General features: G+C 67.9%; 25 protein-coding genes. 18 read left to right on the forward strand and 7 right to left on the reverse strand.

All coding sequences use genetic code 11. The features are described 5' to 3' along the window. From ACLJO0_RS08265 to ACLJO0_RS08325, 13 genes are all read left to right on the forward strand, one after another. Positions 1 to 768, forward strand: a complete 768-nt coding sequence (locus tag ACLJO0_RS08265; RefSeq protein ID WP_410577329.1) for an NADH-quinone oxidoreductase subunit C — start codon at positions 1 to 3, stop codon at positions 766 to 768. Continuing rightward, positions 765 to 2,096, forward strand: a complete 1,332-nt coding sequence (locus ACLJO0_RS08270) for an NADH-quinone oxidoreductase subunit D (protein WP_410577331.1) — start codon at positions 765 to 767, stop codon at positions 2,094 to 2,096. Before ACLJO0_RS08265 ends, ACLJO0_RS08270 begins: the two co-directional genes overlap by 4 nt. After that, on the forward strand, positions 2,093 to 2,965 hold the full coding sequence (nuoE, locus tag ACLJO0_RS08275) for an NADH-quinone oxidoreductase subunit NuoE (RefSeq protein WP_410577332.1): 873 nt from the start codon (positions 2,093 to 2,095) through the stop codon (positions 2,963 to 2,965). Before ACLJO0_RS08270 ends, nuoE begins: the two co-directional genes overlap by 4 nt. Further along, entirely contained in the window at positions 2,965 to 4,245 is a 1,281-nt protein-coding gene (gene nuoF, locus ACLJO0_RS08280) for an NADH-quinone oxidoreductase subunit NuoF (protein WP_410577333.1), read from the forward strand. The genes nuoE and nuoF overlap by 1 nt, the downstream gene beginning before the upstream one ends. Then, the gene (locus tag ACLJO0_RS08285; RefSeq protein WP_410577334.1) at positions 4,242 to 6,722 is read left to right on the forward strand and encodes an NADH-quinone oxidoreductase subunit G; all 2,481 of its coding nucleotides are present in this window, start codon (positions 4,242 to 4,244) and stop codon (positions 6,720 to 6,722) included. Before nuoF ends, ACLJO0_RS08285 begins: the two co-directional genes overlap by 4 nt. Then, the gene (gene nuoH, locus ACLJO0_RS08290; protein WP_233611224.1) at positions 6,719 to 8,056 is read left to right on the forward strand and encodes an NADH-quinone oxidoreductase subunit NuoH; all 1,338 of its coding nucleotides are present in this window, start codon (positions 6,719 to 6,721) and stop codon (positions 8,054 to 8,056) included. The genes ACLJO0_RS08285 and nuoH overlap by 4 nt, the downstream gene beginning before the upstream one ends. Continuing rightward, the gene (nuoI, locus tag ACLJO0_RS08295; protein WP_410577335.1) at positions 8,043 to 8,591 is read left to right on the forward strand and encodes an NADH-quinone oxidoreductase subunit NuoI; all 549 of its coding nucleotides are present in this window, start codon (positions 8,043 to 8,045) and stop codon (positions 8,589 to 8,591) included. Before nuoH ends, nuoI begins: the two co-directional genes overlap by 14 nt. After that, the gene (locus ACLJO0_RS08300) at positions 8,588 to 9,442 is read left to right on the forward strand and encodes an NADH-quinone oxidoreductase subunit J (RefSeq protein ID WP_410577337.1); all 855 of its coding nucleotides are present in this window, start codon (positions 8,588 to 8,590) and stop codon (positions 9,440 to 9,442) included. The genes nuoI and ACLJO0_RS08300 overlap by 4 nt, the downstream gene beginning before the upstream one ends. Further along, the gene (nuoK, locus tag ACLJO0_RS08305) at positions 9,439 to 9,738 is read left to right on the forward strand and encodes an NADH-quinone oxidoreductase subunit NuoK (RefSeq protein WP_061980060.1); all 300 of its coding nucleotides are present in this window, start codon (positions 9,439 to 9,441) and stop codon (positions 9,736 to 9,738) included. Before ACLJO0_RS08300 ends, nuoK begins: the two co-directional genes overlap by 4 nt. 10 nt (positions 9,739 to 9,748) lie before the next feature. Then, positions 9,749 to 11,647, forward strand: coding sequence for an NADH-quinone oxidoreductase subunit L (nuoL, locus tag ACLJO0_RS08310; RefSeq protein ID WP_125790186.1), 1,899 nt, complete (start codon positions 9,749 to 9,751; stop codon positions 11,645 to 11,647). Continuing rightward, a complete protein-coding gene (locus tag ACLJO0_RS08315; RefSeq protein WP_410577340.1) occupies positions 11,647 to 13,197 on the forward strand; it encodes an NADH-quinone oxidoreductase subunit M in 1,551 nt (516 codons plus the stop codon). The genes nuoL and ACLJO0_RS08315 overlap by 1 nt, the downstream gene beginning before the upstream one ends. 3 nt (positions 13,198 to 13,200) lie before the next feature. Next, the gene (gene nuoN / locus ACLJO0_RS08320) at positions 13,201 to 14,766 is read left to right on the forward strand and encodes an NADH-quinone oxidoreductase subunit NuoN (RefSeq protein ID WP_410577341.1); all 1,566 of its coding nucleotides are present in this window, start codon (positions 13,201 to 13,203) and stop codon (positions 14,764 to 14,766) included. 107 nt (positions 14,767 to 14,873) lie between these two features. Further along, the gene (locus tag ACLJO0_RS08325) at positions 14,874 to 15,680 is read left to right on the forward strand and encodes a helix-turn-helix domain-containing protein (RefSeq protein ID WP_410577342.1); all 807 of its coding nucleotides are present in this window, start codon (positions 14,874 to 14,876) and stop codon (positions 15,678 to 15,680) included. Here ACLJO0_RS08325 and ACLJO0_RS08330 read toward each other — a convergent pair. The 4 genes from ACLJO0_RS08330 to ACLJO0_RS08345 are packed head-to-tail and all read right to left on the reverse strand — an operon-like array spanning position 15,633 to position 18,720. Then, positions 15,633 to 16,352 carry an ESX secretion-associated protein EspG gene (locus ACLJO0_RS08330; protein ID WP_410577343.1) on the reverse strand — a complete coding sequence of 240 codons (720 nt, stop codon included), beginning with the start codon at positions 16,350 to 16,352 and terminating at the stop codon, positions 15,633 to 15,635. The two genes, ACLJO0_RS08325 and ACLJO0_RS08330, sit on opposite strands and share 48 nt — an antisense overlap. A 27-nt stretch (positions 16,353 to 16,379) precedes the next feature. After that, entirely contained in the window at positions 16,380 to 17,687 is a 1,308-nt protein-coding gene (locus tag ACLJO0_RS08335) for a PPE domain-containing protein (protein WP_410577345.1), read from the reverse strand. Further along, positions 17,687 to 18,304: a DUF3558 domain-containing protein gene (locus tag ACLJO0_RS08340; RefSeq protein WP_410577346.1), complete on the reverse strand. Its 618-nt coding sequence runs from the start codon at positions 18,302 to 18,304 to the stop codon at positions 17,687 to 17,689. Before ACLJO0_RS08340 ends, ACLJO0_RS08335 begins: the two co-directional genes overlap by 1 nt. After that, a complete protein-coding gene (locus ACLJO0_RS08345) occupies positions 18,304 to 18,720 on the reverse strand; it encodes a hypothetical protein (RefSeq protein ID WP_410577348.1) in 417 nt (138 codons plus the stop codon). Before ACLJO0_RS08345 ends, ACLJO0_RS08340 begins: the two co-directional genes overlap by 1 nt. A gap of 304 nt (positions 18,721 to 19,024) precedes the next feature. Between ACLJO0_RS08345 and ACLJO0_RS08350 the strand changes: the two genes are divergently transcribed. Genes ACLJO0_RS08350 through ACLJO0_RS08360 form a run of 3 tightly spaced genes read left to right on the forward strand, consistent with a single transcriptional unit; the run spans position 19,025 to position 22,121 of the window. Beyond that, positions 19,025 to 20,170 (forward strand): hypothetical protein, encoded by a 1,146-nt coding sequence (locus tag ACLJO0_RS08350; RefSeq protein ID WP_410577350.1) that lies wholly within the window; start codon positions 19,025 to 19,027, stop codon positions 20,168 to 20,170. 26 nt (positions 20,171 to 20,196) lie between these two features. Further along, a complete protein-coding gene (locus ACLJO0_RS08355; RefSeq protein WP_410577351.1) occupies positions 20,197 to 21,384 on the forward strand; it encodes an AAA family ATPase in 1,188 nt (395 codons plus the stop codon). After that, a complete protein-coding gene (locus ACLJO0_RS08360) occupies positions 21,381 to 22,121 on the forward strand; it encodes an HNH endonuclease (RefSeq protein ID WP_410577353.1) in 741 nt (246 codons plus the stop codon). Before ACLJO0_RS08355 ends, ACLJO0_RS08360 begins: the two co-directional genes overlap by 4 nt. Here ACLJO0_RS08360 and ACLJO0_RS08365 read toward each other — a convergent pair. Further along, positions 22,097 to 22,732: an SRPBCC family protein gene (locus tag ACLJO0_RS08365; RefSeq protein ID WP_410577355.1), complete on the reverse strand. Its 636-nt coding sequence runs from the start codon at positions 22,730 to 22,732 to the stop codon at positions 22,097 to 22,099. The genes ACLJO0_RS08360 and ACLJO0_RS08365 overlap by 25 nt on opposite strands. Before the next feature lie 109 nt (positions 22,733 to 22,841). Next, positions 22,842 to 23,501 carry a hypothetical protein gene (locus tag ACLJO0_RS08370; protein WP_410577357.1) on the reverse strand — a complete coding sequence of 220 codons (660 nt, stop codon included), beginning with the start codon at positions 23,499 to 23,501 and terminating at the stop codon, positions 22,842 to 22,844. A 179-nt stretch (positions 23,502 to 23,680) separates the two neighbouring features. Between ACLJO0_RS08370 and ACLJO0_RS08375 the strand changes: the two genes are divergently transcribed. Continuing rightward, positions 23,681 to 23,986, forward strand: coding sequence for a DUF6204 family protein (locus ACLJO0_RS08375; protein WP_125790175.1), 306 nt, complete (start codon positions 23,681 to 23,683; stop codon positions 23,984 to 23,986). 10 nt (positions 23,987 to 23,996) lie between these two features. Here the strand turns inward: ACLJO0_RS08375 and ACLJO0_RS08380 are convergent, their stop codons facing one another. Next, on the reverse strand, positions 23,997 to 24,944 hold the full coding sequence (locus tag ACLJO0_RS08380; RefSeq protein ID WP_410577359.1) for a neutral zinc metallopeptidase: 948 nt from the start codon (positions 24,942 to 24,944) through the stop codon (positions 23,997 to 23,999). A 159-nt stretch (positions 24,945 to 25,103) separates the two neighbouring features. Between ACLJO0_RS08380 and ACLJO0_RS08385 the strand changes: the two genes are divergently transcribed. Then, a complete protein-coding gene (locus ACLJO0_RS08385) occupies positions 25,104 to 26,129 on the forward strand; it encodes a polyprenyl synthetase family protein (RefSeq protein WP_125789056.1) in 1,026 nt (341 codons plus the stop codon). Positions 26,130 to 26,144: the final 15 nt, after the last annotated feature.

The raw sequence follows: 26,144 nt of genomic DNA on the forward strand, positions 1-26,144 counted from the left end.
GTGCCCGAAGACAACACCCCCGAAGAGACCCCGGAGACGGGCGGCGAGCAGTCCAGCGCCGACAGGCCCGAAGGCGGCCTCGAACCGCAGGGCACGCGCCCGGCCGAACCGGTCGTCACCGGTAAAGCGCGCCAGGGCATGTTCGGCGTGCACGGCAGCGGTGACACCTCCGGTTACGGCGGCGTCCGCCTCCCCGCGTACAGCCCGCCCCCGGCGGAGCGCCCGTACGGCGGCTGGTTCGACGAGTTCGCCGACGAGTTCTACGCGGCCTTGGCGGACAACAAGATCCCGGCGAACGCGGTCCTGCAGACCACGGTCGACCGCGGCGAGATCACCTTCTACGTCGCCCGCGAGCACCTCGTCGAGATCGCCAAAGTCCTGCGCGATGACACCGGTCTCCGCTTCGAACTGCTCAGCTCCGTCTCCGGCGTGGACTACGGCGTCGACGTCCCGCAGCGGCTGCACTCGGTCTACCACTTCACGTCGATGACCTACCGCCGCCGCATCCGGCTCGAGATCACCCTCGACATCGAAGACCCGCACGTCCCGTCGCTGGTCGGGGTCTACCCGACGGCCGACTGGCAGGAGCGGGAGACCTGGGACATGTTCGGCATCGTCTACGACGGCCACCCGGCGCTGACCCGCATCCTCATGCCGGACGACTGGGACGGCCACCCCCAGCGCAAGGACTACCCGCTCGGCGGGATTCCCGTCGAATACAAGGGCGCGGAGATCCCGCCGCCGGACCAGCGGAGGTCGTACTCGTGAGCATTCACGACGAAGCAACCGAAGTTCCCGAAGCCGACTCCCGCGACACCACCGAAGGCCGCGTCTACACCGTTTCCGGTGGTGACTGGGAAGACGTCATCGAGGACTCCCGCCACGACGAGCGCATGGTCATCAACATGGGCCCGCAGCACCCGTCGACGCACGGCGTGCTCCGGCTCGTGCTGGAGATGGAGGGCGAGACCGTCACCCAGCTCCGCTCGGTCATCGGCTACCTGCACACCGGGATCGAGAAGAACTGCGAATACCGCACGTGGACCCAGGGCGTCACCTTCGTGACGCGTATGGACTACCTCGCGCCGCTCTCGACCGAGATGGCGTACTGCCTCGGTGTCGAGAAGCTGCTCGGCATCCAGGCCCCGCGCCGCGCCGAGCTGCTGCGCGTGCTGCTGCTGGAGATCAACCGCATCGGCTCGCACCTGGTCTACATCGCCACCGGCGGCATGGAACTCGGTGCCACCACGGCGATGACGCTCGGCTTCCGTGAGCGCGAAGAGGTCCTGCACCTGCTGGAGCACCTCACCGGTCTCCGGATGAACCACGCGTTCATCCGCCCCGGCGGCCTCGCCCAGGACATGCCTGCCGACTACCAAGAGGTCGTCAGCGCGTTCGTCAAGGTGATGGAAGAGCGGCTTCCCCTGTACGACAAGCTCTTCACCGGTCAGCCGATCTGGCGCAACCGGCTCAAGGGCGTCGGGTACCTGCCGGTCGACGCGTGCCTCGCGCTCGGTGTCACCGGCCCGGTGCTGCGCAGCGCCGGTCTGCCGTGGGACATGCGCAAGACCGAGCCGTACTCCCGCTACGACGAGTTCGAGTTCGACATCCCGACCTCGACCGACGCGGACTGCTGGGCGCGGTACCTGCTGCGTGTCGAGGAGATGCACCAGAGCCTGCGGATCATCAAGCAGTGCCTGAAGAAGCTCGAGCCGGGCCCGGTCATGGTCGAGGACAAGAAGGTCGCCTGGCCGGCGCAGCTCTCGATCGGCAGCGACGGCATGGGCAACTCGCTCGAGCACGTCCGCAAGATCATGGGCCAGTCGATGGAATCGCTGATCCATCACTTCAAACTGGTCACCGAGGGCTTCAAGGTCCCGCCGGGCCAGACCTACACGTCGGTGGAATCGCCGCGCGGCGAACTCGGCGTGCACCTGGTCTCCGACGGCGGCACCAGGCCGCTGCGGGTCCACGTGCGCGAACCGAGTTTCGTGAACCTGCAGTCGATGCCCGCGATGGCCGAAGGCGGCCTGGTGGCGGACGTGATCGCCGCCATCGCCTCGATCGACCCCGTCATGGGGGGAGTGGACCGTTGAGCACCCAGCCCGGAACGACACCGACGCCCGAGCCCGGCACCAGCCTGGCCGAGCAGACCCACATCGCCGCCGGTGGCGACGTCGACGTGATCGCGATCGCGCCGGATCCCGCCGAGGCGGAAGGGATCCTGGAGAACGCGAAGCTCGAAGACATCTTCGACGCCGACACCCATGCCAAGGCGCGGAACCTGATCTCGCGGTACCCGCAGTCCCGGTCCGCGCTGCTGCCGCTGCTGCACCTTGTGCAGTCGGTGCAGGGATACGTGAGCCAGGAGGGCATCGCCTTCTGCGCCGCGCAGCTGGACCTGTCCGACGCCGAGGTCAGCGCGGTCGCGACGTTCTACACCATGTACAAGCGCCGCCCGTGCGGCGAGCACTTGGTCAGTGTGTGCACGAACACGCTCTGCGCGGCCATGGGCGGCGACGCGATCTACAAGAAGCTCCAGACGCATCTCGGCTCCGAAGAGAAGCCGTTGGGGCACAACGAGACCGCGGGAACGCCGAACGAGCCCGGCTCGATCACCCTCGAACACGCCGAATGTCTCGCGGCCTGTGACCTCGCCCCGGTCATCCAGGTCAACTACGAGTACTTCGACAACCAGACCGAGGACAAGGCCGTCGCGCTGGTCGACGCGTTGCAGGCGGGCAAGAAGCCCGCCCCGACGCGCGGCGCGCCGCTGACGAACTTCAAGGGCGCCGAACTGCAGCTCGCCGGGTTCTTCCCGGAGGACGCGCAGCAGTACCGCACGGACGTCGACGGTCCTTCGCAGGCCGTCGAAACCCTGCGGGGCGCGCAGGTCGCGCAAGACCGCGGCTGGACCGCGCCCGCCATGAAGGACGTGGCCTTGCCTGAAGTGGAGAAGAAGTAATGGCCGATCCCATCACTCCGGTCCTCACGAAGCGCTGGCTTTCGCCCAACTCCTGGACGATCCAGTCCTACGAAGCCCTCGAGGGCTACACCGCGATCCGCAAGGCGCTCAAGGGCACTCCCGAGCAGATCGTCCAGCTGGTCAAGGATTCCGGCCTCCGCGGCCGTGGTGGCGCAGGCTTCCCGGCCGGCATCAAGTGGTCCTTCATGCCGCCGAACGAGGACAAACCGCACTACCTCGTCATCAACGCCGACGAGGGCGAGCCGGGCACCTGCAAGGACATCCCGCTGATGATGGCGGACCCGCACTCGCTGATCGAGGGCTGCATCATCGCCTCGTACGCGATGCGTTCGCACCACTGCTTCATCTACGTCCGCGGCGAGGCGCTGCACTGCATCCGCCGTCTCAACGCGGCCGTGCGCGAGGCCTACGAAGCGGGCTACCTCGGCAAGAACATCCTCGACTCCGGATTCGACCTCGACATCACCGTGCACGCGGGCGCCGGGGCGTACATCTGCGGCGAGGAGACGGCGCTGCTGGACTCCCTGGAGGGCCGCCGCGGCCAGCCGCGGCTCAAGCCGCCGTTCCCGGCCGCCGCGGGGCTCTACGCCGCGCCGACCACGGTGAACAACGTCGAGACCATCGCCAGCGCGCCGTACATCATCAACGGTGGCTCGAGTTGGTTCCGTGAGATGGGCCGCGAGAAGTCGCCCGGCCCGAAGATCTACTCGATCTCCGGCCACGTCGAGAAGCCCGGCCAGTACGAATGCCCGCTCGGCACCACACTGCGCGAGCTGCTGGACATGGCGGGCGGCATGAAGGACGGCGTCCCGCTGAAGTTCTGGACGCCGGGTGGTTCGTCCACGCCGATGTTCACCAAGGAACACCTCGATGTTCCGCTGGACTTCGAAGGCGCGGCGGAAGCCGGGTCGATGCTGGGCACGACGGCCGTGCAGGTCTTCAACGAGACCGTTTCCGTGCCGTGGGCCGTGATGAAGTGGACGCAGTTCTACGAGCACGAGTCCTGCGGCAAGTGCACGCCGTGCCGCGAGGGCACGTACTGGCTGGCGCAGATCCTGGAGCGCATGGTCGAGGGCCACGGCACCGAGGAGGACATCGACACCCTGCTCGACGTCTGCGACAACATCCTCGGCCGCTCGTTCTGCGCGCTCGGCGACGGCGCGGTCTCGCCGATCCAGAGCGGGATCAAGTACTTCCGCGAGGAATTCCTCGCACTCTGTGAAACCAACAAGCGCGAACTGGTGGGGGCGCAGGCATGACGATCGCACCCGACAGGCCGGGAACGTCCACAGAGGACACCCCGGTCCCCGAGGGCCATGTCAAGCTGGTCATCGACGGTGAAGAGGTCATCGCGCCCAAGGGCGAGCTGCTGATCCGCACCGCCGAACGGCTCGGCACGGTCATCCCGCGCTTCTGCGACCACCCGTTGCTCGACCCGGCGGGCGCCTGCCGCCAGTGCCTGGTCGAGGTCGAAATGGGCGGCCGTCCGATGCCGAAGCCGCAGGCCTCGTGCACCATGACGGTCGCCGACGGCATGGTCGTGAAGACCCAGCTGACCTCGGCCGTCGCGGACAAGGCCCAGCAGGGTGTGATGGAGCTGCTGCTCATCAACCACCCGCTGGACTGCCCGGTCTGCGACAAGGGCGGCGAATGCCCGCTGCAGAACCAGGCGCTCGCGCACGGCCGCGCGGAATCCCGCTTCGTCGACACGAAGCGGACGTTCCCGAAGCCGCTGCCGATCTCCTCGCAGGTGCTGCTGGACCGCGAGCGTTGCGTGCTCTGCCAGCGCTGCACCCGGTTCTCCCGCGAGATCGCCGGCGACCCGTTCATCGAGCTGCTCGAACGCGGTGCCCACCAGCAGATCGGTACCGCGGAGACCGCGGACGTGCTGGACCTGGCCTCCCGGACCACGTCGGGCCAGCCGTTCCAGTCGTACTTCTCCGGCAACGTCATCCAGATCTGCCCGGTCGGCGCGCTGACGTCGGCCGCGTACCGGTTCCGTTCGCGGCCGTTCGACCTGGTGTCCGCGCCGAGTGTGTGCGAGCACTGCTCGTCCGGCTGCGCCGAGCGGACCGACTTCCGCCGCGGCAAGGTCATGCGGAAGCTGGCGGGCGACGACCCCGAGGTCAACGAAGAGTGGATCTGCGACAAGGGCCGGTTCGCCTTCCGCTACGCCACCGCCGATGACCGCATCCGCCGTCCGCTGATCCGCAACGCCGATGGCGTGCTGGAAGAGGCTTCCTGGACCGACGCGCTCCGTGCGGCCGCCGCCGGGTTGGCCAAGGCGCGCGACGGCAAGGGGGCCGCGGTGCTCACCGGTGGCCGTCTGACCGTCGAGGACGCCTACGCGTACTCGAAGTTCGCGCGGATCGCCTTGGGCACCAACGACATCGACTTCCGTGCGCGGCCGCACTCGGCCGAGGAGCTGGGCTTCCTCGCGTCGCACGTGGTCGGGACGACGCCGGAAAGCGGCGTCACCTTCGGCGAGATCGAGCGGGCACGCACGGTGCTGTGCGTCGCGTTCGAGCCGGAAGACGAGGCGCCGATCGTGTTCCTGCGGCTGCGCAAGGCGGCCCGCAAGAACCGCACCCGGGTCGTCCACTTGGGACAGTGGACCACCTCCTCGGTCAGCAAGACCTTCGGCGAGCTGCTGGCGTGCGCGCCGGGCGGCGAGGCCGCCGCGATCGACGGCATCGCGCAGCACGCGCAGGACGTCGACCAGGCCTTGGCCTCAGAAGGCGCCGTGATTCTCGTCGGCGAACGTGCCGCCGAGGTCCCCGGCTTGTTCTCGGCCCTGCACCGGCTGGTGGAGCGCACCGGCGCCCGGCTCGCGTGGATCCCGCGTCGCGCGGGTGAACGCGGTGCCCTGGCGGCGGGCGCGGCGCCGACGCTGCTGCCCGGTGGCCGTCCGGTCACCGACGACGCGGCTCGCGCCGAGATCGAAAAGGCTTGGGGCGTCACGCTTTCCGCCACGGCGGGCCGCGACACCACCGCCATCCTCAAGGCCGCTTCCGGTCAGGACATCGACGGCCTGCTGGTCGGCGGCGTCGACCCGGACGACCTGCCGGACCCGGAGCTGGCCCGCCGCGCTTTGAAAAATGTGCCCTTCGTAGTCAGCCTGGAACTGCGGCACAGCGGCGTCACCGAACACGCGGACGTCGTCCTCCCGATCGCCCCGGCGGTCGAGAAGGCGGGCAGCTACCTGAACTGGGAAGGCCGCCGCCGCGAGTTCGCCGTCACCCTCGAAGGCACCGGCGCACTGCCGGACTGCCGGGTGCTCGACACCCTCGCCGTCGAGATGGACGCGGACATCTTCACGCAGACCCCGGCCGCCGCTGCCGCCGATCTCGCGAAGCTGCCTGCCAGGAAAGGCTCCTTCCTTGCGGAATTTGCAAGTAAAGGACCTTTCATTGCACGCGCGGAGCCCGGAAACGGCCAGGTTCTCCTCGCCACCTGGCGGCAGCTGATCGACAACGGTTCGCTGCAGGACGGCGAGCCGCACCTCAAGGGCACGCAGCGCGAGGTCGTCGCCAAGCTCTCGGCGAAGACAGCCGAAGGCCTCGGCAAGACCGTGAAGGTCTCCACCGAACGCGGTTCCATCACGTTGCCGATCGAGGTCGCGGACCTGCCGGACGGCGTCGTGTGGCTCCCGGGCAACTCCGACGGCTCCGCCGTCCGCGCCGCGCTCGCGGCCGGACACGGCTCGGCCGTCACCCTCACCGGAGGTGAGAAGTGACTCCGTTGCTCAGCCAGATGCCGGACGCCGCCGAGCGGGCGGCGCTGCTGGCCGACGACCCGTTGTGGCTGATCCTGATCAAGACGGTCGTCATCCTGCTGATCGGCCCGATCCTGACGATCTTCCTGATCGTCTGGGAGCGCAAGGCCGTCGGCCGGATGCAGAACCGTCCCGGCCCCAACCGGGTCGGGCCCGGCGGCTACCTGCAGTCCCTCGCGGACGCGATCAAGCTGCCGTTCAAGGAACAGATCATCCCGGACACCGCCGACCGCAAGGTGTACTTCCTCGCGCCGGTGATCTCCGCGGTGCCGGCGCTGATCGCGCTGGCGGCGATCCCGTTCGGCCCGGTGGTTTCGATCTTCGGTGAGCGCACCACGCTCCAGCTGGTCGATCTGCCGGTCGGCGTGCTGGTGATCCTCGCCTGCTCCTCGATCGGTGTGTACGGCCTGGTGCTGGCCGGCTGGTCGTCCGGCTCGCCGTATCCGCTGCTCGGTGGACTGCGAAGCGCGGCTCAGGTGATCTCCTACGAGATCGCGATGGGTCTGTCCATCGTGGGCGTCATCCTCTACGCGGGTTCGATGTCGACGTCGGCGATCGTCGAGTCGCAGCAGACCGGCTGGTACTTCTACCTGCTGCTGCCGAGCTTCGTGATCTACCTGATCTCCATGGTGGGCGAGACCAACCGTGCGCCGTTCGACCTCCCCGAGGCCGAATCCGAGCTGGTCGGCGGTTTCCACACCGAGTACAGCTCGATGAAGTTCGCGATGTTCTTCCTCGCCGAGTACGTCAACATGGTGATCGTTTCGGCGTTCGCGACCACGTTGTTCCTCGGCGGCTGGAAGTTCCCGTTCGTCGGCGCCGACCACGCGCTCAACCAGGGCTGGCTCCCGCTGCTGTGGTTCACGGCCAAGCTGTTCATCCTGCTGTTCGGGTTCATCTGGCTGCGCGGCACGCTGCCGCGGCTGCGGTACGACCAGTTCATGCGGCTGGGCTGGAAGGTCCTGGTCCCGGTCAACCTGATCTGGATCGTCGTGATCGTCACGGTCCGCGCGATCAAGAACTCGGGCGGCCTCTCCACCCCGCAGATCCTCATCGGCGGCGGCGCGCTCATCCTCGTCGTCGTCATCCTGAGCCTGCTGCTGCCGGACAAGAAGGTCCCGGACGACGACTACGTCCCGGTGACCGGTGGCGGATTCCCGGTGCCGCCGCTCGACCTGCAGGTTCCGGACCAGACTCCGCGTCAGAAGGCCGTCGCGAAGGCCGAAGCCCGGGCTGCCAAGCGCAAGCCCGCGGCGGTTTCCAGTGGAAGGGAGGCCGGCGATGGGGATGTTTGATCCCATCAAGGGTTTCGGTGTCACCTTCGGGATGATGTTCAAGAAGGTCGCCACCGAGGAGTACCCGGAGGCAGGCGCCCCCGCCGCTCCGCGCTACCACGGCAGGCACCAGCTGAACCGGCATCCGGACGGGCTGGAGAAATGCGTCGGCTGCGAGCTGTGCGCGTGGGCCTGCCCGGCGGACGCGATCTTCGTCGAAGGCGGCGACAACACCGAAGAAGCACGCTTCTCGCCCGGTGAGCGGTACGGCGCCGACTACCAGATCAACTACCTGCGCTGCATCGGCTGCGGGTTGTGCGTCGAGGCCTGCCCGACCCGGTCACTGACGATGATCAACTTCTACGAGCTGGCCGACGACGACCGGCAGCGGTTGATCTACACGAAGGAAGACCTCCTCGCGCCGCTGCTGCCCGGCATGGAACAGCCGCCGCACCCGATGCGGCTGGGCGACAACGAGCAGGACTACTACGTGAACGGTCCGGAACTCGCGCGCAAGCAGCCCACCGGGGCCACCGAAGCGGAGGCCGTCCAGTGATCACGGCTTTCCTCGCCCAGACGGACGTTTCGGCCGGGATCACCACCGGCGAGACCATCGCGTTCTGGGTGCTCGGCCCGCTCGCGCTGCTCGGCGGGCTCGGCATGGTCTTCTCCCGCAACGCCGTGCACTCGGCGCTGTGGCTGGTCCTCACGATGCTGTGCCTCGGCGCGCTGTACATGATCCAGCAGGCGCCGTTCCTCGGCTTCACGCAGATCATCGTCTACACCGGCGCGATCATGATGCTGTTCCTGTTCGTGCTGATGATGGTCGGCAGGGAGAGCTCGGATTCGGTCGTCGAAGTCCTGCGCGGGCAGCGGGTCATGGCGACCCTGCTCGGCATCGGCGTCGGCGGGCTGCTCGCGGCCGGTCTCGCCCGCTCGCTGGCCAACGTCACCCCGGCGATGCCGCTCGACCCGGCGAGCCTCGACGGCGGCGGCCCCGGCGGCCTGGGGCGGCTCATCTTCACCAAGTACCTGTTCCCGTTCGAGCTCACCTCGGCGCTGCTGATCACCGCCGCGCTCGGCGCGATGGTGCTCGCCTTCACCGACCGGCACGCCAAGGGCGGCAAGAAGAACCAGAAGGAACTCGTCGTCGACCGGTTCACCGGTAAGCACGACCGGCCTTCGCCGCTGCCCGGCCCGGGTGTCTTCGCGACCGCCAACTCGATCGCCACCCCGGCGCTGCTGCCGGACGGTTCGATCGCGCCGGAGTCGCTCTCGGACATCATCGAGTCCACTTCGGCCTCGCGGCTGGAAGACGAGCGCAAGCAGGTCGCGGGTTCGACTGAAGACGCTGCAGGGCCCGGAGCGCGAGCGCTCGTAGGTAAGAAAGAAGGGGAGAAGGAATGACCCCGACGTACTACCTGCTCCTGTCCGCGCTGCTGTTCACCATCGGCGCGGTCGGGGTGCTGGTGCGCCGCAACGCGATCGTCGTGTTCATGTGCATCGAGCTGATGCTGAACGCGGCGAACCTGTCCCTGGTCACGTTCGCCCGGATCAACGGGTCGCTCGACGGTCAGGTGATGGCGTTCTTCGTGATGGTCGTGGCCGCCGCGGAGGTCGTGGTGGGGCTGGCGATCATCATGGCGATCTTCCGCACCCGGCGCTCGGCCTCGGTCGACGACACCAACCTGCTGAAGTACTAGGGGTTCAAGAGTGACCGCATCATCGTGGCTGCTGGTGGCCTTCCCGGCTCTTGGCGCACTGATTCTTCTGCTGGCCGGTAAACGAGCCAGGGGCTGGGGACACCTCCTCGGCAGCGCGACCGTCTCACTGTCCTTTGTGTACGGCCTGATCCTGTTCTTCACGGCCGACACGAAGAACGTCGCGGACGTCAAACTGTTCTCCTGGATCCCGGTTTCGGCGCTGCAGGTCGACTTCGGGCTCCGGATCGACGCGCTTTCACTGACGTTCGTGCTGCTGATCACCGGCGTCGGCATGCTGATCCACTTCTACTCGATCGGCTACATGGCCGAGGACCGCGATCGGTCGAGGTTCTTCGCCTACCTCAACCTGTTCGTCGCCTCGATGCTGATCCTGGTGCTGGGCAACAGCTTCGTGACGCTGTACCTCGGCTGGGAAGGCGTCGGTCTCGCGTCGTACCTGCTCATCGGCTGGTACCAGGACCGCCCGTCCGCGGCCACCGCGGCGAAGAAGGCGTTCCTGATGAACCGCGTCGGTGACGTCGGGCTCGCGCTGGCGATCTTCCTGATGTTCAAGTACGTCGGGAGCACCGGTTACGCCGAGGTCTTCGGCGCGATCGACAAGATCCCGACCGGCGCGATCACCGCCATCGCGATCCTGCTGCTGCTGGGCGCCTGCGGTAAATCCGGTCAGTTCCCGTTGCAGGCATGGCTTCCGGACGCGATGGAGGGCCCGACCCCGGTTTCGGCCCTCATCCACGCGGCGACGATGGTCACCGCCGGTGTCTACCTGGTCGCCCGCGCGCACGAGATCTTCAACGCCACCCCGGACGGCCGCCTGATCGTCACCCTCGTCGGTACGGTCACGCTCCTGATCGGGTGCATCATCGGCTGCGCCTACGACGACATCAAGAAGGTCCTGGCGTACTCCACGGTCAGCCAGATCGGGTACATGATGCTGGCCGTCGGCCTCGGGCCGATCGCCTACGCGCTCGGCATCATGCACCTGGTCGCGCACGGTTTCTTCAAGGCCGGGCTGTTCCTCGGGGCCGGTTCGGTCATGCACGCCATGAACGACGAGGTCGACATGCGGAAGTACGGCGGGCTGCGCAAGCACATGCCGGTCACCTTCTGGACCTTCGCGCTCGGTTACCTCGCCCTGATCGGCATCCCGCCGCTGTCCGGCTTCTTCACCAAGGACGCGATCATCGAAGCGGCGCTGTCCCAGGGCGGCTGGCGCGGCTGGGTGATGGGCGGCGCGGCACTGCTCGGCGCCGGGCTCACCGCGTTCTACATGACGCGCCTGATGGTGATGACCTTCTTCGGCAAGGAACGCTGGAAGGAGATCAAGAGCAGCGACGGCCGCGACTTCCACCCGCACGAGTCTCCCGCGGTGATGAAGTGGCCGATGATCATCCTGGCCGTCGGTTCGATCGGCGCCGGTGCGTTCTTCGCCCTCGGCGACCGGTTCGCCGAATGGCTCGCCCCGGTGGTCGGTCCGCTCGAGGAGGGTGGCCACAGCGTCATCCCGCATCTGCTGGTCCCGTTCCTCACCGTGGCGCTGTCGGTCCTCGGCGCGGTGGCCGCGTGGCTCTTCGTCGGGCGTAAGGACGTTCCGGTGGAACGGCCCGAGCGGGTCTCCGCCGTGGTCAAGGCCGCGCGCAACGACCTCTACGGCAACACCCTGAACGAGACGCTGGTCGCCCGTCCGGGCACCTGGCTCGCCCGCGCACTGGTCTACGTGGACAACCGCGGGGTCGACGGCGCGGTCAACGGCCTCGCCGCCGCACTCGGCGGCGGATCCGGGCGCCTGCGCCGCCTTCAGACCGGCTTCGTCCGCTCGTACGCACTGTCCATGCTGGGCGGCACATTCCTGCTTCTGGCGGCACTCCTGCTGGTGAGGTTCTCCTGATGACCTGGGTACTCGCAACCATCCTGCTGCCGCTCGTCGGCGCCGCGGTCGTCGCGGGGATGAAGAAGAACGACAGGCTGGCGACGCTCACCGCGCTCGTGGTGTCGCTCCTGACGTTCCTGCTGGTGATCCCGATGTGGGCGAGCTACGTGCCCGCGGGGGACCGGATCCAGCAGAAGTCCTCGATGGACTGGATCCCGAACTTCGGCATCCACATCTCGTTCGGCATCGACGGCATCGCGCTGGTGATGATCGCGGTCATCGGCCTGCTGGTGCCGATCGTGGTCGGCGCGCTTGGCCTGACCGACAAGCTCCCGGCCGGACGCTCGGCCGGCGGGTTCCTGTCGCTGATCCTGGTGCAGGAGGCGCTGACCATCGCGGTGTTCGCCGCGACCGACGTCTTCCTGTTCTACGTGCTGTTCGAGATCATGCTGATCCCGATGTACTTCCTGATCGGCGGCTACGGCGGCGCGAACCGGCAGTACGCGGCGGTCAAGTTCTTCCTGTACTCGTTCCTCGGCGGCCTGATCATGCTGGCCTCGGCCATCGGGGCGTACTCGATGGCGTCGGACGAACTCGGCAAGGGCACCTTCGACTGGGAAACGCTCGTCACGGTCGTCCGCGACGCCCCGCTGGGGACGCAGATCTGGCTGTTCATCGGGTTCTTCCTCGCGTTCGCGATCAAGGCCCCTTTGGTGCCGTTCCACACCTGGCTCCCGGACGCCGCGGGCCAGGCGCCCATCGGCGTCGCGGTGCTGCTGGTCGGCGTGCTGGACAAGGTCGGTACGTTCGGGTTCCTGCGCTACTGCCTCCCGATGTTCCCGGAGGCCAGCAAGGAACTCGCGCCGTGGGTGCTGGTGCTCGCCGTCGCGGGTATCCTTTACGGCTCGATCCTCGCGGCCGGGCAGCGCGACATGAAGCGCTTCATCGCCTACGTGTCGATCGCCCACTTCGGCTTCATCGCGATGGGCATCTTCACCTTCAACGAGCAGGCGATGGTCGGCTCGGTGTCGTACATGCTCAACCACAGCCTCGCCACCGGCATGCTGATCGTGGTCGTCGGCCTGATCGTGATGCGCGGCGGGTCCACCAGGATCTCCGACTACGGCGGCATGGCGAAGGTGACCCCGCTGCTCGGCGGGATGCTGCTCATCGCCGGTCTGTCCACTTTGTCCCTGCCCGGCACCAACTCCTTCATCAGTGAGTTCCTGGTGCTGCTGGGGTCCTTTGTGGACTACCCGGTGTACACGATCATCGCGACGGTCGGCATGGTGCTGGCCGCGGCGTACGTGCTCTGGCTCTACCAGCGCGTCATGCAGGGCCCCGTCCGTGGCGACGCCCTGATCGGTGCCGGCGGTGGCCCGGGTACGGCGATCGCCCCCGAACTCGGGGCGACCAAAGCCATCAAGGACCTCGGCGGCCGGGAGATCGCGATCCTGGCGCCGATGGTCGTGCTGATCATCGCGCTCGGGTTCTACCCCAAGCCGGTGCTCGACACGATCACCCCGTCGGTGCAGGCGACGATGTCGTCCGTGCAGGGAGGCAAGTAAACCGTGCTCTTCTTGACTCAGGCGCCACCGGTGCAGGTGCCGTCGATCGACTACTTCGCTGTCACGCCGATCTTGATCATCCTCGGCGCCGCGTGTGTCAGCGTGCTGTTCGAGGCCTTCCTGCCCAAGCACATGCGGTGGCCGTCGCAGGTCTTCCTGTCACTGGTCGGGATCGGGGCGGCGGGCGTCTTCCTGGTCTGGTACGCCAGTTCGTCCGCGCCGAAGGCAGGCATCACGACCTTCAGCGGCGCGATCGCCGTCGACCGGCCGTCGCTGTTCCTGTGGGGCACGCTGCTGGCGCTGGCGCTGGGCGCGGTGCTGCTGATCGCGGACCGCTCGGTCGAACCCGGCGGCGCGTTCGTCGCGCAGGCAGGCATCCGGCCCGGCACGCTGCAGGACCGCGCGCAGGTCGGCATCACCGGCATGCAGACCGAGGTCTTCCCGCTGACGCTGTTCGCGCTCGGCGGCATGATGTCGTTCGTCGCGGCCAACGACCTGCTCACCATGTTCATCGCGCTCGAAGTGCTGAGCCTGCCGCTGTACCTGATGTGCGGTCTCGCGCGGCGGCGTCGCCTGCTCTCGCAGGAATCGGCGGTCAAGTACTTCCTGCTCGGCGCGTTCTCGTCGGCGTTCTTCCTCTACGGTCTCGCGCTGCTGTACGGCTACGCGAACTCCGTGAAACTGTCGGACATCGCCAACGCCGCCGCCGGCTCGGACCGTTCGGACACGCTGCTGTTCGCCGGACTCGGCCTGCTCGCGGTCGGCCTGCTGTTCAAGGGTTCGGTCGGCCCGTTCCACACCTGGACCCCGGACGTCTACCAGGGCGCGCCGACCCCGGTCACCGCGTTCATGGGCGCCTGCACCAAGGTCGCCGCGTTCGGCGGGATCCTGCGGGTGTTCTCGGTGGCGTTCGAGTCGACCAGCTGGGAATGGCGCGGCGTGCTGTGGGGCGTCGCGATCATCTCGATGCTGATCGGCGCGGTGCTGGGTCTCACGCAGACCGACGTGAAGCGCATGATCGCCTACTCGTCCATCGCGCACGCCGGATTCCTGCTCGTGGGCGCGATCGCGATGACCGAAGAAGGCCTGTCGAGCACGCTGTTCTACCTGCTGGCCTACGGCTTCACCACGCTCGCCGCGTTCGGTGTCGTCTCGCTGGTGCGGGACTCGAACGGCGAGGCGACGCACCTGTCCGCCTGGGCGGGGCTGGCGAAACGGTCGCCGGTACTCGCCGCGGTGTTCACCTTCCTGCTGCTCGCACTCGCCGGTATCCCGCTGACCAGTGGGTTCGTCGGCAAGTTCGTGGTGTTCTCGGCGGCCCTGTCCGACGGGATGGCGCCGCTGGTCGTCGTCGCCCTGGTCTTCAGCGCCGTCGCCGCGTTCTTCTACCTGCGGGTGATCGTGCTGATGTACTTCTCCGAGCCGGCTCCCGACGGCCCGACCGTCACCGTGCCCGGCGCGTTCACCACCACGGCGATCACGCTCGGCGTCATCGTCACGTTGGTGCTCGGCCTCATCCCGGCGTTCGCCCTCGACTGGGCGGGCTCCGGCGGCTTCGCCCTCAAGTAGTTTTCTTTGCGCGTGAAGGCCTCCTTCCCTCGGCTCAGCCGAGGGAAGGAGGCCTTCACGCGTTTCGGGCACTGAGTTGCCTGGCCGCACCTGGCAGGTTTCTCGCCATGCCGAAGCCGAAGCCCACACCCCAGGCGAGGGCACTCGCGGAGGGACTTCGAGCCGCGCGACGGACCGCCAGATTGGCCGCGACCGAAGTGGCCGACAAACTGGCGTGGTCCCAATCGACGATCAGCCGGATCGAAACCGCCGCGCGCCCAGCTTCCGCCGAGGAGGTGTCGGCACTGCTCGCGGTCTACCAGGTCACCGGGGAGCGGCGGGACGCGCTGCTCTCGTTGTCCCGCGACAACGGGTCCTGGTGGTTCGCCGAGGTGTCTCTCCAGTTGATGACCCTCGCGCAGTACGAAAAGGAGGCCAGCAAGATCGTCTCTTTCGCGACCACGCTCGTCCCCGACCTGCTGCAGACGCCCTCCTACGCGAGGGCTACGGGCCTTTCTGCCGCGGCGATCGAAGCGCGGCGGGAACGGCAGAAACGGCTGGGACACAAGAAGTTCGTCGCCTATATCGACGAGGGAGCGCTGTGCCGTCAGGTCGGTGGGCCACGGGTGATGGCGAATCAGCTTCGGCATCTCGTCTCGCTGACCGAGCGGCCCGCCATCGAACTTCGGGTCATTCCCTTCGCCGCCGGAGCACATCCCGGCGGTGCCTACGTTCTGCTGGAATTCGGCGACGCCCGGCCGGTGGTGTATCTGGAACATCGGCGATCCGGACTGTTCCTGCATCGGTCCTGCGACGTCGAACCCTATCTTCAGTCCACTGTGGACGCTGTCGCGCTGGATCCGGTGCGGTCGGTACGCCTGATCGAGTCAGCGGTCGAGACTCGCTCGCAGTGCGGCGACCTTTTGGGCCAGTAGCGTGGGTTCGCCGGGCAGGACGGTGATGTACCGGTTCCGGGGAGAACCGCTCACGTACATGGCGACCCGTCCGGCGTCGAGGTCGAGATAGGTCAGGCCGTCCGTTGCCTCTGTGCGTTTTCCCCTGTCAGGGCGCATGGCCGCGGCGAAGAACCCGACACCGAAATAGGGCTGCTCGAAGACGTCGTCCAGCCACCGCGCGTCCCGGCTTCGCGAGTCCTTGAAGTCGTCCTGGGGCAACGAAAACGGCGTGAACCGCGCGGGTGGGTACTCGGGCAGGTTCAGCACGAGTGCCGCCGCGCGGTCGGCGGTCCGTACGCCTTTCAGCCACACCCGGTTTCCTTCGCAGATCGCGGTCACCGCGCCACGTCCACGCACGGCGACGAGCACGTTGTACTGCTCCGCCTCCGTTCGAACCGTCGCGTAGTACTCGGTGTTCGGCCGGTCGAGTATGTGCAGGACGTCCTCGAAATCGCTGGTCAGCCGCTTGCCCTCGGTGAACCCGAGCCCGCCGAGCTCCTCGAACGCCGCCCGGTCTTCGCCGTTCCGCGACGACGGCGGGACGTACCGCAGCCCGCCCGCGAAGACCAGATGCGGATCTCCGCAGCCGGCGTGACGGAACGCGGTCAACAATGTGTCGAGCGTGATCTCGACCGGGCGCGCGAGCACCACGTGCCTCCCTCCCCTGGGACTGTGGTGCTACTTCTTCTTCTCGCCGATCACCGGCGGCGTCGGCTTTTCGGTGTCGCCGCCGAAGGTCTCTTCCGGATCCGGGTTCTGGAGGTACGCCGGAGCCTTCTTCTCCTTGTCCTCCTCGCCCTTCCCGCGAGCAGCTCCGGGCGCCATCGGCATCCCGTTCGCCCCGCCACGACCCGCGGCCCCGGCCGTTCCCGCCGTTCCTCGGCCGCCGACGCCTTCGCCTGGCATCCCGGCGCCGCTTCGGCCACCCATGCCGGACTGCTGTCCAGGCCCGTCTGTCCCGCCTGGGCCGGGGACGCCGCCGCGGAAACCGCCGCCGCCCGGCACCCCGGGCGACCTGCCACCCGTGCCCGGACCGTAAGGCGTGGGCACGCTCGTTCCAGGGCCGTACCCGGGCGGGAAGACGCCCGGTGTGTTGTAGCTGGGGTTCGGCTTGCCGGTCGGCCCGAAATCGAGGTTCGCCGCCGGCGGCACGACCGGTGTGGTCTGAGGCGGCGTGTACGAATTCGCGCGGGTGCCGTCGTCGGGTTGCTGCACGCCTGGCTGATGGGGGCTCGGGTACTGACCCGGCTGGTCCGGCTGAGGCTGACCTGGCTGGGGGCCTTGCCCGGGCTGAGGGCCGCTGTCGGCAGCGCCGCCCGGCGCCGGGGTGCTCCGCCCACTGGGTCCACTCGGCCCGCTGGGGCCTCGGTAGGGCTCGCCGACACCGTGTTCGCGTCCGTCGGAGCCGTCGCCGAACCCCTTCGCCGCCGGTTTGCCGGAGCTGCCGTCGTCCAAGGTGACGCTGCCGCCGGGATCGGTGAGCTGCGCGTACTGGGCGGGCAACTCGTCACCGTTGGCGGTGCTGGCCGAGTGGTAGCTCGCGAAGGTGTCGATGTTGTGCTGGCTGTCGGCCTGGTACCCCTTGACCCTGTCCCAGTAAGTGAACTGGCCGCCGCCGCCCATGAGGGCCTTGACGTCCTCGGCGGTCGGCGCGGGCTGCTCCGGCGGCACCGGCTTGACGGAGTTCTTGGTCGTGCCGAACGCGTCCATCTGGGAGCTGATGGCGAACTGCGCCACGGCCAGATGCGTCGCGTCGTCCGACGCGGCTTCCACGACAGGCTTCGTCGCGTCGGCTGCAGCGTCACTGGCGCCACCCTGCCAGCCGGCCAGGGTCTTCTGTGTGAGCGCGGTGAGCTTCTGCGCGCGCTCGTGGTGCTTGACGGTCAGGTTGAACGCGGCACGCTGAGCCTCGGAGAGCGAACCGGCGCCTTCGCCCTTGGTGATCTGCTCGTAGATCTGGGCGGCGGTGAGCGGTCCTGCCGGCATCAGTTGCCCCCTCGGATGGTGGCCAGCACCCTGATCGCGCCTTCACGTGCAGCGTCGCAGGGGTCCTTCTTGCCGACATTCGCGTCGGACTGCATCAATGCGATGCTGATGGTTTGTGTATCGCTGGTTCCCAACACCACCGAACAGTCGCCGTTCGCGCGGTTGTCCTTGATGCCGTAGGCGGTCACCGGGTAACCGTCAATCGGCGCGAGCGGTTCGAGGAGCTGGTAGGTCGTCCCCTTGGCTGCGTAATACTTGGCAGTACCGCTGTCCCCGAAATCGCTGAAGATCACGTCGACCCGTGGATTGAGGGTGGCTGGGAAGGACCACCGGCAGGCAGGCCCTGCGCTACCGTCGGGGCGAGGCACGGTTTCCGGGTTTGGGCCGAGAAGCTCCTCGACCTGGATTTTGGTGAGGGTGCTGCAAGGGTCTTGTTTGAACCGTGTCACTTCGATCGGGTGCTCGACCCTGGGGGCATCGGGCGGTAGGCCGGCCGATTGAGCGGGGCTCGTACTCGATGCACCGCTGCCGACTGTAGGGGTGCCATTGGTAGTTGGCGTCGAGCACGCGGAAAGAACAAGGGCTGTCGCGCTAAGGATGAGGATGGTGCGTCGCATCAGGCGATGCCCTTCGGCTGCTGGTTGATGACTGTTCTGGCCCGCTCTTCGGTAGTGGCGTACTTACCGAGAGCGGCCAGGTACTTTGCCGCCATATTCTTGCAGTAGGCGACGCGCTGATTGAGGGCTTCCACGAGCGCTACGCCGGAGTGGCGGGTGATTGTTGCGTTATCCCCGCTTGCGTACTCCAGCCCGGGCGGCTTGGCCACGGCGATTGCCTGTGCCTCGTGTAGGTCGTCGGCGTACTCCTGGGCCAGCTCAGCCCACTCCTTCGCCAGTTCGTGAAGGGTCGCCTCGTCGTACTTGAACCCCGCGCCCTCTGCGACCGGCGTCCCGTAGGAGCCGCCAGTCGGTGGTGCTTCACAGGTCGAGTCCGGGTTGAAGCCTGGTTGGTAGACCGGCTGACCCTCAGACATGGCCATGCACCCCTGCCGTCTGAAAGCGTTCCCCGCTGAATGGCCGAAGCCGCCCCGAAGTCACCGTCGTCATGCGCCCCTCCCGTGGCTACAAGGTGCTTCTCCCCGATGCACCCTGCGTAATCCGACGCCGGGAAGATTACCAGGGTTCCCGCGGAGGTGAACCCGGCTGCATAAAGTCCCGTTCCCCGCTGAATAGTGTCGGCGAACCTGATGACTATCCGTGAAAATCAATCGTGTGAACGTGCCCCAGGAAACCGGGTTCTTCCTGGTGGTCGACCGGCGAATTCGCACACTCTGCGTAATGAAGTCTCGAAGAGTGATTCTCGGCGCAGTAGTTCTCGGGTTGCTGGCGGCTTGTACGGATTCCGTGGATATGCCCCCGTCGCCACCGCAGTTTCCGAAATGGCAGCCGAAACAACCGCGTCCCGCGGATCGCGACGGACAAGCCGTCGGCGCCGCTCTCGCCGCGACCGACTTCTGCGTCCTGATCGATCGTGTCACCTACGCGCTTCGGCAGCCGTTGGACGCCGCACTGGCGACCACACGTCCGGAGGTGAAGCACGGCAGGAAACGGTGCGCGCTCGTCCGAGGCGACATGGACCTGCTCTACGTCAAGGACGTGGACCCTGCCCACGCGGCCCTCCGGAACGACGGAACCGTCGTCGACCTCGGCGGAGTGAAGGCGTACCAGGTCGAGTCCCGTCGCGAGGGCGCGGTCAGCGGCTGCGCGATCACCGTGCCAGTCAGTTTCCAGCACGCGGTCCAGTTCGAGCTGGGGATCCAGAGCCGGAGTAAGGACTGCGGAACCCTCCGCGACTTCGCCGCCGCCGGGGCCGCCAAGCTGCCCCGCGAGCTCGTCTACCCGCCGGACGGTCAGGACAGCGCCCGCGTCGGTGCTTGCGCGGATTGGGTTTCCAACAGTGCGGGTGAGAACTGCGATCCGGCGGTCGAGGCCGAGGTGCCTGCCACTTCCGAGCTGATCCTCGCCGCGGGCGCGGCTGATCCGAACGTCGAGTGCGCGGTGTTCCACGACGCGGTCAAGATGGCCTTCGGCCCGGACTTCGCGCCGATCGCCACGCCGGGCTCCTGTCACTTCGTCGAACCACGACATCGGTTGCAGATCGAGGCCGGGGCCACCGCGAACGGTGGCGCGCCCGGGGAGTGGCTCGCGGATCCGAACGGCACCTACAAGGACCACCGTCAGTTCTCGTTCGGCGGAAGCCCGGGGGTCACGTTCCGCTCGAAGGACGACCGCGAGTTCTCCGTCTATGTCGCGCCGCTCGGGAATCTCGACTCGCGTGGCCACGTCCGATTGCGGCTCTCGCCACAGCGGGAGCGAGGGGTCGAAGACTGGGACCGCTCGAAGGTCGTTTCGGAGGTGGACGTCGCCAAGGCGCACGCCGTGATGGATTTCGTGCTGGCGACCCACTTTCGGGTGGCCGGGTGACCCGCACGCCGTCGTAAGCTTCCTTCATGTACATCGAGCGGGTCCGGCTGGAGAACATCCGTGGCTTCAGTGGCGCCCGCGCCGTCGACCTCAAGCTGCCCGGACCCGGCTGGGTGGTGCTCGCCGGGCGCAACGGTTCGGGCAAGACCTCGCTGCTGCGGGCCATCGCGGTCGCGGCGGCGCCGGACGTGGCCTGGGGGTTGCTGTCGGATGCCGGCAGCTGGATTTCGACGAACCAGACGTCGGGGTCGATCGAGCTGTCGGTGATGCGCGAGGAGGGTCCGGCGCCGGTCGAGGTCCGCTGGCTCGACTCCGGTCTGCTGCCGATCTCCGGATTGCCGCCGGGCCAGCCGTTCTGCGCGGCGTATGGGCCCTTCCGGCGGCTCGCGGGCGGCAGCGGGGAGGCCGAGTCGTGGATGCGCGGCGCGGGGTCGCTGGCGCGGATGGCCAGCCTGTTCCATGAAGACGCCTCGCTCGCCGAGGGGGTCACCTGGCTGATCAATCAGCATCTCCGTGCGCTGGAAGGAAAAGCGGGTGCGCGTGAGCTGAAGGAGGCGGCGCTGGAGATCCTCGGTGACGGTCTCCTGCCGGGCGGTTACCGGATCCGGGACGTCGATTCGGACGGGCTTTGGGTCGAATACCGCGGTGACAGGTTCCCGCTGCGCGAGATGAGCGACGGCTATCGCACGGTGACCGCGCTCGTGGTCGATCTGCTCAAGCAACTCAACGGCGCCGGCCTCGATCACGAGAGTCCCGGCGTCGTGATCATCGACGAGGTCGACGCGCATCTCCACGTCTCGTGGCAGAAACGCATGGGGCCGTGGTTCAAGGCGCATTTCCCGCGCATCCAGTTCATCGTCACCACGCACAGCCCCTACGTCTGCCAGGCCGCCGACCCCGGCGGCCTCATCCGGCTTTCCGGGCCGGACGAGGAGGTGCCGCCGCGCGTGGTCTCCGAGGAGTTGTACGAGCGGGTCGTGTTCGGCTCCGGGGACGACGCCGTGCTGTCCGATCTTTTCGGCTTGGACACGCCCTATTCGCCGCAGGCGGTCGAACTGCGGGAGCACCTCGCCGAACTCGAGTTCCAGGTGGCATCCGGCCGGGCGGACGCGAACGGCGTCCGGGAATGGGAACGTCTTCGGGGCATGCTGAGCAGTTCGCCGCCGAGCCGGGTCGACGAGGTGGCCAGGCGGTTCGAGGCCGACGATCGGTGATCGGGATCCGCCGGATCGCGCTGCCGGGGCGGGTGGTGGCCGATCTCGAAGAGCTGACCGCGCGGATCCCTCCCGGTGACAGCAAAGAAGCGCGACGGCTCTGGCGGGTTTCCCGTGCCGTACGGCGTTCTTTGCGGGCCGGCCTGGACGTCATGGCGGCCGGCCGCGGTTACTGCATGTACTGCGGTGACGGCCTCGGGTCCACTGTGGACCATTTCGAGCCGATCGCGCGGAATCCGGGGCGCGCGTTCGACTGGCTCAATCACGTGCTCGCGTGCGAGTACTGCAACAGCCACCACAAACGCGACCTGTTCCCGGTGGACGACGACGGCAACAGCCTGCTGATCGACCCGACCGCCGAAGACCCGCTGGACCACCTGTTCCTGGTGCTGTCGATCGGGACCTATCGCGCGTTGACCGCGAAGGGCGAGCAGACCATCAAGGTGTGCGGGCTGAACCGCGCGCAACTGGCGCGCGGGCGGGAAACGGCGGTCAACCAGGTGAGCGCGCTCGTCATGGGCTGGTGGACCGCGCGCGAACTGGGGGACGACCGGAGGCGGCGCGCGATGGTCTGGACCCTGCGCGACCAGCCGCACGCCGACGTCCTCCACGCGATGCTCCGGCAGGCGGGCATGCCGGGAGCCCGCGCCGTGTTCCGTGCGGACGAAGAGCTCATCGACCTGCTTCGTGCGCCGGAACTCGCTGAAGACCTTCAGCTCTCCGGGGGCGCGGTGTAGGCGGCCAGGGTGGCGTCGGCGCGCGTGCGGGCGGTGGTCGCGTCCGTCCCGGTGGCGACGTCGGCCTCGTACCAGGCCTCGTTGCTCAAGGTCATGAACCGCACGCCTTCTTCGCTGGTCATCCAGGCCATGGCCGCCTCAGGGTCGGCGGATTCCCCGGATTCCAGGTGCAGCGCGAGCCCGTTCAGCATCATGTCCCAGCCGATGCCCACGGCGCCCGGCCCGAACTGGTTCCAGTGCTCGTTGGGAACGGCGGTGTGGTCGAGTTCGAACCGGGTGCGCCCGTCGGCTTCGGGACTCAGCCGGAGTTCGATCCAGCTGACGTCGCCGCCGTACTCCCAGGTGGCGGCGAAGCTCTTCGGCGGATCGCAGCGCTCGACCGTCCCGCCCGCGTTGCCTTCGAGCTGGTACTTGCCGCCCACGCGCAGCTCGCCGCTGATCGGCAGGAACCAGCGCGGGATGCGCTCGGGATTCGTGCACGCGTCCCAGAGATCGTCGAGGCCGGTGTCGTAGACCTGGCTGACCGTGGCCGTCACCGCCTCGCCCGCTTCGACCACGCGCTTGCCCAGCTCGCGCTGGACGGAGTTGATCTGAGTGGTCACGTCGACCATGGGTGCCCTCCTCTGCTCGGCTGCCGCCAAGATATCAGCAGAGACTTATATAAGCCAGAATGGAAAGGGGCGCCCGGTCGAACCGGACGCCCCTTTCCGGCGGGTCGGCTCAGGGAGTGGGAGAGCAGGCCGTGCGCCCGATGACCACTTCGCCGGTGATGTTCGAGGCCGGGGCGAACTTGATCCGCAGCATGGTCAGCGCGATGCTGCCGTTGCCCGGCAACGTCTGCTCGTTGAAGATCGCCTCGGCGAGCAGGGTCCCGTTGGACTTGGTGATCGGCTTGACGTAGCCGACCGGCACGGGGGACGGCAGGGTGCCGAGCCCGGTCGCGCCGCCGTAGGTCCAGCTCGCGTTCGTGCCGGTCTGCGTGGCCGTGCAGCTGACCGAGTAGGACCTGATCTTGATCCGCGGGCCGCTCGACGAGACGAGCGCCGACAGTTCGAAGTTCTGCCCCTTGGCCTCCGACTTCGTCGAGGTCACGTCGTTTTCGGGGTCGACGACGGTCGTCGTGCACGTCGACGTGCCGCCACCGAACGTGATCCCGGTCCTGGTCACGACCCCGGACGAGTTGCTCGTCGGTCCCTCGACCGCGCAGTCGGCGAGCGACGAGATCGAGATCGGCGCCGAGGTGCCCTTGGTGAAGGCGGCGGAGCCGAGCGAGGCCACGCCCGCGGGGTTCGAGGCGGCGGCGGGCGTCACGCCGGCGCCGAGACCTGCCAGCAGCAGGGCACCGACCAGGCCGGCCCGGCTTGCGACGGTGATACGCATGGGCTTCCTCCTCACGTGATGGAGAGCGAGCCGGATCGGCCGTTCTTCCTTTGTCATCACTATCTGCGTGTCGGATTCGCCCGTTGCGTGCGTGACGGTCGTTTCACTCGACCGTGGATCATGGACACCCGTTGGATATTCGGATTCGTATCCGGATACAGATCTGTATATTCGATGCCATGCCGACCTACCGCGTCCTCGTCAACGGCAAGTTCGACCACCCCGACGCCGGCACCCGCGCCCGGCTCCTCGCCGAGCTCGACCAGCACCAGGCGATGGGGTTCACCGAGGACGGCCTGCTCACCTACAGTGCGCACCTCGGCTCGTTCACCTTCCGTATCACGCTGCGAGGTGAAGAGGAGCGCGACGTGCTCGACGAGGCCGAGCTGAAGGTCATGGAACTGCTGGACGCCAAGGGCTACCCGTATCGCGACGTCGCGGGGAAGGCGACCTGCATGGACGACATCAAGATCCGCCGCCGCTGACCACGGCCGTTCAGGAGACCTCGTTCGCCGGGGCGGCGAAGGTGTTGCACGCCGAGGTGTCCTTGGCCGTCAGGCCGCCCTTCTGCCACAGCGTGGCGTTCTTCGCCGAGCCGTGGGTCTCGCTGTCCTCGGCGTCGAAGCCGCCTTGCTTGAGCGGGGCGAGCAGCCCGGCGCCGATCGAGCCGCGGCCGGCGGCGTTGGCGAGGAACAGCGTGCTGAAGCAGTCGGCCTGCAGTTCGAGCCGTCTGCTCAGGTCGAGGATCTTCACCTGGTCGCCGTCCGCCTCGCGGTAGAGCGCGTCGTGCTTGGAGAGGATGCCGGACTGCTCCTGGACGTGGTGCCCGTATTCGTGGGCGAGCAGGAACAGCTGGGTCAGGAGTTCGGGGCCGCCGTTCTCGAGCTGTCTCGGCAGCGGGACGAAGATCGTCGCGCCCTCCGAGCAGTAGAAGCCCGAGGCCTCCGCGGGAGGCGGCGGGGGACCGCAGGCGGTGTTCTTGACGTCGTCGGCGTTGATCGCGACCGGGATCCGCGGTTCACCGGCCTGCGTCAGCGCGGGATGCCATGCCCGCTCCAGGCAGGGGACCAGCGCCAGGTAGAACGCCTCCAGCTTCTCTTTTGTGCCGCGGAGTTTGGGCAGCTCGCAGGTCACTTTCGGCATCGTCACGCCGGGAGCGACCAGCGGGTTCGCCGCGGTCTCGTACTTGCGGGTCGGCACGTCGGCCTTGGCCGTCGGCGACGTCACAGGCGCCGACGACGAGACGGCAGGCAGGCGGGGCTGGACGGCGCCCACCTTCGAGTCCTTCAGGCCGCCGACCACGAGCACGGCCACGACCAGCATCACCGCCATGAACACGGCGAAGAGCACGACGGTGATCCACACCGTCGACCGCCGCTCGCGGTGGTCTTCGGCGGGAGGTCTCCACGCCGGTCTTTCGCCGGAATCGTCCGGACTTCCCATGGTGTTCCCCCAGTTCGCGCCAAAGCGGGCAGGATACTCGGCGGGGGTGTCATATTCGTCACCGTTTCCCCTGGACAGCACGTCAACAGGCCTCGGTGGGTAGCCACTACGCTGGAAGCAACCCCGAACGGTGTCAAAGAGAGCGGAGCCGACGTGTCTGTGTCTTCACCTGCCCCAGGTGGTGCCATCGAGGACCTGCGCGCGTCCGTGGGGCTCCAGATCGCCGACGAGCAGCTCCTGCGCACCCTCGCGACCGGTCTCGCCGACGTCGAGACCCTGCTCCGCGAGGTTGTCCGCAGTGACGTCAAAGCCGTCGAGGACGCCGCTTCGCACCTGGTCGAGGCGGGGGGCAAACGTTTCCGTCCGCTGTTCACGCTGCTTTCCTCGCAGTTCGGGCCGAAGCAGGGCGACCAGGTGGTCACCGCCGCCGCGGCCGTCGAGCTGGTGCACCTCGCGACGCTGTACCACGACGACGTGATGGACGAGGCGACGATGCGCCGCGGCGCGGAGAGCGTCAACGCCCGCTGGGACAACACCATCGCCATCCTGACCGGCGACTTCCTGTTCGCGCACGCCTCGCGGCTGGTCGCGGACCTCGGCACCGACGCGGCCCGGATCATCGCCGAGACCTTCGGCGAGCTGGTCACCGGCCAGATGCGCGAGACGGTCGGCCCGGCCGACGGCGACGACGCGGTCGAGCACTACCTCACGGTCATCGCCCAGAAGACCGGTTCGCTGATCGCCACCTCCGGCCGCTTCGGCGGGATGATGTCCGGCGCGCCCGACCACTACATCGACGCGCTCCGCCGCTTCGGCGACATCATCGGGACGGCGTTCCAGATCTCCGACGACGTCATCGACATCGCGTCCGCCTCGGACGAGCTCGGCAAGGCGCAGGGCACAGACCTGCGCGAAGGCGTCCGCACGCTTCCGATGCTGTACGCGCTGGCCGACCCGGCGACCGACCCGCGCCTGGTGGAGCTGCTGTCGGGACCCATCTCCGACGACAAGCTCGTCGCCGAGGCCCTGGACCTGCTGCGCGCCTCGTCCGGACTCGAACGCGCACGCGAAACTCTTTCCGACTACGCTCGTCGGGCGCGTGCCGAACTCGCGGCGCTGCCCGCGTCGCCCGCCCGGGACGCCTGCGAATCGGTCGCCGACTACCTGGTCGCACGAACGCATTGACAAAGGGCAGGTTAG

Source organism: Amycolatopsis sp. lyj-108 (genome assembly GCF_046549005.1).
GTDB lineage: Bacteria > Actinomycetota > Actinomycetes > Mycobacteriales > Pseudonocardiaceae > Amycolatopsis.